This window comes from uncultured Meiothermus sp. (assembly GCF_937863175.1).
Lineage (GTDB): Bacteria > Deinococcota > Deinococci > Deinococcales > Thermaceae > Meiothermus.
This window is the reverse complement of the sequence record NZ_CALMCQ010000337.1, coordinates 1-4,395: the sequence shown is the minus strand read 5'-3', so window position 1 is coordinate 4,395 and position 4,395 is coordinate 1. Positions and strand designations below refer to the sequence as shown.

The following is a 4,395-nucleotide window of genomic DNA, read 5'->3' as shown; positions in this document are numbered from 1 at the left end:
CCGGACGGTGGATCAGCATGTAGCGCAGCTCCGCGATAAACTGAGTGAAGATCCCAAAGCCCCCAGGTTCCTGGAAACCCTGCGGGGCGTAGGGTATCGGTTCAGAGAGTGATCGGGGGGTATGTTGAGCAGCCAAAAAGCAAAAGAGAGCAGGGGTACGAAAACCCCGGTATTGTGTTCCTACCTTTCTCCAGCACTACCCCCTCCCTTCTTTACTCCAGGGTGCAGCTAATGGAAATGGATACCCTCCTGCAGAATGCGTGGGAAGCCGCCCGCGAGGGGGTGCTGGTTTTTGCAGAAGACCGTGCGCGTTACTTAAACCCTGTGGCAGCCGAACTGCTGGGGGTGGAACGAGAAAAGGTGCTGGGCCGCCCGCTCTTGCTGGCATTGCGCGACCACAAACTCGAGGCTCTGTGCCGAATGGGCGGCGAGTCTACGGTCGAAACCCGCAACCGCACCCTGTGGGTAAAGGCGGTTCCCGGCATCCTGCTCTTGTGGGATCAAACCGAGGAAAAAAACCGTGTTGAAGCCCTGGAGGAGTCCAGCCGGGTTCTGGCCCACGAGTTCCGCACCCCGGTGGCCGGGATGCTCTCCTTGCTGGAGGCCTTACAGAGCGGCCTGAAGGGCTCTGATGCCCAAGAAGCCTTGCAGATGCTGCATCAGGAAACCCAGCGTCTGCGGCGTTTGGTGGAAGACTTGCCGCTAACCCGGCGACCCTCGCAGGAACGCACCTTTGCCCTGGAGGAATTGCAGGATCGCCTCGAGCGCTTTCTGTCCCCACAACTGGCCGAGAAATCGGCCTGGATTCAGTGGCAGATTCCCCACACCATCCGGGCCAACCCCGATGCGGTGTACCAGGCTCTGCTCAACCTGCTGGATAACGCACTCAAGTATGGAACGGGTTCTGAAATTGTGGTACTGAGCGGGCATAACACCGATGGGGTGTGGCTCGAGGTGCGTAACCAGGGCCAGCCCCTTGAGGAGTTTGAGAAGCTCTTTCAGGCCGGCCTGCGCGGGGTACATGCAGCCAATGTGCGAGGAACGGGCCTGGGGTTGGCCCTGGTACGCCGGCTGGCAGGTGGATGGGGTGGAACGGCTTATGGGCGTGCCCTCGAGAACGGTAACGCCTTTGGCCTGACTTTCCCCATACACGCGGGCACTAAGTTTGGACGTCAGACGACTCAAACCCCTGTATAAACTGGAGGTATGGAGAATGGCTATGCGTGAAGGACTCGACCGTGAACTCAACCGAATTACCGAGCAAACCATCCGAATGATCTCGGTGGTGCGCGAAATGGTAGATAAGAGCGCCAAGGCCCTGGCCGAGCAAGACCCCCGGCTGGCCCAAGAAGTGATCGCCCAGGACAGCCAGGTGGACGCACTGGAATTGCAGATTGAATCCGATGTCGTCACCATCATGGCCCGGCAAGCCCTGGTCGCCTCCGACCTGCGCTTTACCTTCACCATCATCAAAGCCCTGACCGACCTCGAGCGGGCAGGCGACTATGCCGCTCACGTGGCCGAAGATGTGATTGTGCTGGCCAAGGAGCCTCCGCTCAAAAACTACATTACCCTGCCCGATATAGGCCGTCGTTTGACCCTGATGCTCGACCTGGTTTCCAAGGCGATCGCGGAGCGCGACATCGAAGCCGCAAAACAAATTTTCCGCCGCGATGACGAGATTGACGGGCTCTACGAGGAGGTCTCGCGCGAACTCCTCACCTATATGATGGAAGACCCGCGCACCATCACCAAAGCCCTCACCCTTGGCCGGGTGGCGCGTAGCTACGAACGCCTGGGCGACCACCTCGAGAACATTTCAGAGCGCATTATTTACTGGCTTACCGGCAAGATGGAAAAAAAGCCAGAGGACGTATTTTAGGGTTGTCTCGCAAATACCTCCGCCCCTCTAAATCCCGACAAAAAGCGCCGCAAAGGGTGTCACGGCAACTTGAGCTAGTTGGTGTGGGTGGGATCCCCTGGTTTTCCCTCACCCAGCACGTTACTGTTCCTCTCTCCCCCCGAGCAGGGTACTGGTTGGCCCGCCTGGAGGAGGTGGTTTGAATCCGAACCTCCTGCGAAATTATCTATTCAAGGGACACAAGCCCCTGGGGTGCAGGTTTAGGGTATAGGCCAGAACGGGAGTTTTGGGCTGCATTGATCTATGCCCTAAGGAGGTTGGTATGTTCAAAAAGATCCTGATCCCCACAGATGGTAGCGAGTTTGGCCAGGATGCCCTCGCACAAGGGCTGGATATAGCCAAAATGTCGGGGGGAGAGGTGACGATACTTTATGCGATTGAGAGTCCTTACGAACCCTTCCAGAACTACGCTACCCAGCCACCCGAATACTTCGAGAAGTTGATGAGCGACTACAAAGACGAGGCCAAAAAAATCCTGAGCCGTATTGCAGCCGAAGCAGAATCGAAGGGTGTTCATGCCCGTGGGGTAATTGTCGAGGAACACCCCGTGTCGGCTATCCTGGAAGCGGCCAAGGATCACGACCTGGTGGTGATGGCAACCCATGGGCGCAAGGGCATTGATCGGGTGATGATGGGTAGCGTGACCGATAAGGTGCTGCACAACTGCTCTACGCCGGTTCTGGTTGTGCGTGGTGCAACCGGATAGGTTGCCGGTGCAAGGCGCCTTCTACACGGGCTGTAACCACAGAATCGTTGCGACCCTCTGGAATTGCGGACTTGGGGGGCATGCCCCTATCGGGCCAGTCTCCAGTACCCGGCGCACATAACACCCGCCTGTCCTGCAGCCGAGCGAAATCCCCGCACAAACAAACCAGTACCCAGAGGGGGCAACGGCTTCTCTCCATATGCCCACCATCCCTCATAAGTCTGTTTGCCTTTTCTTTAGCCGCTCCATCGTTTACACTCTTTGTTTGGATACCAGGAGGGTAGATGATCAGCGTTACCGATCTGCGCAATGGAACCAAAGTGAAGATGGATGGCACACTCTGGCAGTGTGTGGACTATCAGCATCAGAAAATTGGACGGGGCGGTGCAAAAGTGGTGGCCAAGTTCAAAAACCTCGAGACCGGCTCGACGGTAGAGCGCTCGTTCAATTCCGGAGAGAAGCTCGAGGATATCTATGTCGAGACCAAAGATCTTCAGTACCTTTACCCCGAAGGGGAAGAACTGGTATTTATGGATCTGGAAACCTACGAGCAGTTCCATGTCCCGAGGGATATTTCCGAATCAACCACGTTTCTCAAAGAGGGCATGACCGTGCAGGGTGCGATGTACAACGGGCGTCCCCTGGATATCACTTTGCCCGCTTCGGTAGAGCTAAAGATCATCGAGACGCCACCAGGCGTGCGTGGCGACACGGTCTCGGGTGGCACCAAGCCAGCTACCCTCGAGACTGGCGCGGTGGTGCAGGTGCCATTGTTTGTCGAAAGCCAGCAGGTTATTCGGGTGGATACCCGCACAGGTGAGTACCTGGGTCGGGCTTGAGCAGTGTCTTCGGCCAGGGGGCTTTGCCGCAAGTTGAACCCGGGTTCTGACAGGTCGGCCAGAGACTCTGGCGGAGCCCCTTCCCGCTGGAAGGGTTTTTGCACTTCGCGCTGCTTCACCTACAGAAGTGGCTGTTGACGGGTGGTAAGCGGTGTCCTCTCAGATGGGAGCGTACCTTACTGCGGGGAGTATTCACGGAAAGCACTCGCAGAACGGACGGGCATTTGTACCTGCACGTAAGCGGTAAAACCAACCCTGGAGGCTTATACTTCTATAGGCTAGGATCCATGAAGCTATAGCTCAGTGCTGTTACGGAGGCAGTCATGAATGCAAAGGAACTGAAGTCCATCCTCCAAGCCCTGCAAGAACATGAGGTCTCCGAGTTGACCCTCGAGACCCCAGATTACAAACTCACGGTCAAGCGTGGCGGTGAGGTGCAGTACGTAACAACTCCAGCCCCGGTTGTGATTCAGCCGCAAGCGGTGGTGCCGGCAGCGCCTGCCGCGAGCCAGGTAACGGTCACAGCCCCGGCTCCGGTTCCTGTGGCCACACCGCCCGCATCGGCTCCAGCCCCCAGAGCTGAACCGCCCAGGGAAGACACCAGCAAATATGCCGAGGTCAAGGCACCCATTGTGGGTACGTTCTACCACGCCTCCTCCCCCGATGCCGAGCCCTTTGTCAAAGAAGGCGATACCGTCAAAAAAGGTCAGATCCTGTGCATTATCGAGGCCATGAAGCTCATGAACGAGATCGAAAGTGAAGTATCCGGCGTGGTGCGCAAAATCATGGTATCCAATGCCGAGCCCATCGAATACGGTCAAGTTCTGTTTCTGATCGAACCTGCATAAGCGCCGATAGCCGATAGCATATGGCCGATAGCCAGAGTCCGCTAAGAGCCATCCGCTAAGAGCCATCCGTGCGCTCGGAGA

6 protein-coding genes are annotated in these 4,395 nt (G+C 57.2%); all 6 read left to right on the top strand.

The features are described from left to right. Positions 1 to 112 (top strand): helix-turn-helix domain-containing protein (locus tag Q0288_RS12660; protein ID WP_299430970.1); only part of this gene is annotated, 112 nt, incomplete at its 5' end. A gap of 125 nt (positions 113 to 237) precedes the next feature. Next, positions 238 to 1,197, top strand: coding sequence for an ATP-binding protein (locus tag Q0288_RS12655; protein ID WP_299430968.1), 960 nt, complete (start codon positions 238 to 240; stop codon positions 1,195 to 1,197). A gap of 22 nt (positions 1,198 to 1,219) precedes the next feature. Continuing rightward, positions 1,220 to 1,882 carry a phosphate signaling complex protein PhoU gene (gene phoU / locus Q0288_RS12650; protein WP_299430966.1) on the top strand — a complete coding sequence of 221 codons (663 nt, stop codon included), beginning with the start codon at positions 1,220 to 1,222 and terminating at the stop codon, positions 1,880 to 1,882. Between the two features lie 301 nt (positions 1,883 to 2,183). Continuing rightward, entirely contained in the window at positions 2,184 to 2,627 is a 444-nt protein-coding gene (locus tag Q0288_RS12645; protein WP_299430964.1) for a universal stress protein, read from the top strand. Positions 2,628 to 2,911: 284 nt separating this feature from the next. Then, positions 2,912 to 3,466 (top strand): elongation factor P, encoded by a 555-nt coding sequence (efp, locus tag Q0288_RS12640; protein ID WP_299430962.1) that lies wholly within the window; start codon positions 2,912 to 2,914, stop codon positions 3,464 to 3,466. Between the two features lie 323 nt (positions 3,467 to 3,789). Continuing rightward, entirely contained in the window at positions 3,790 to 4,314 is a 525-nt protein-coding gene (gene accB / locus Q0288_RS12635; RefSeq protein WP_299430959.1) for an acetyl-CoA carboxylase biotin carboxyl carrier protein, read from the top strand. The last annotated feature ends 81 nt before the right edge of the window (positions 4,315 to 4,395 follow it).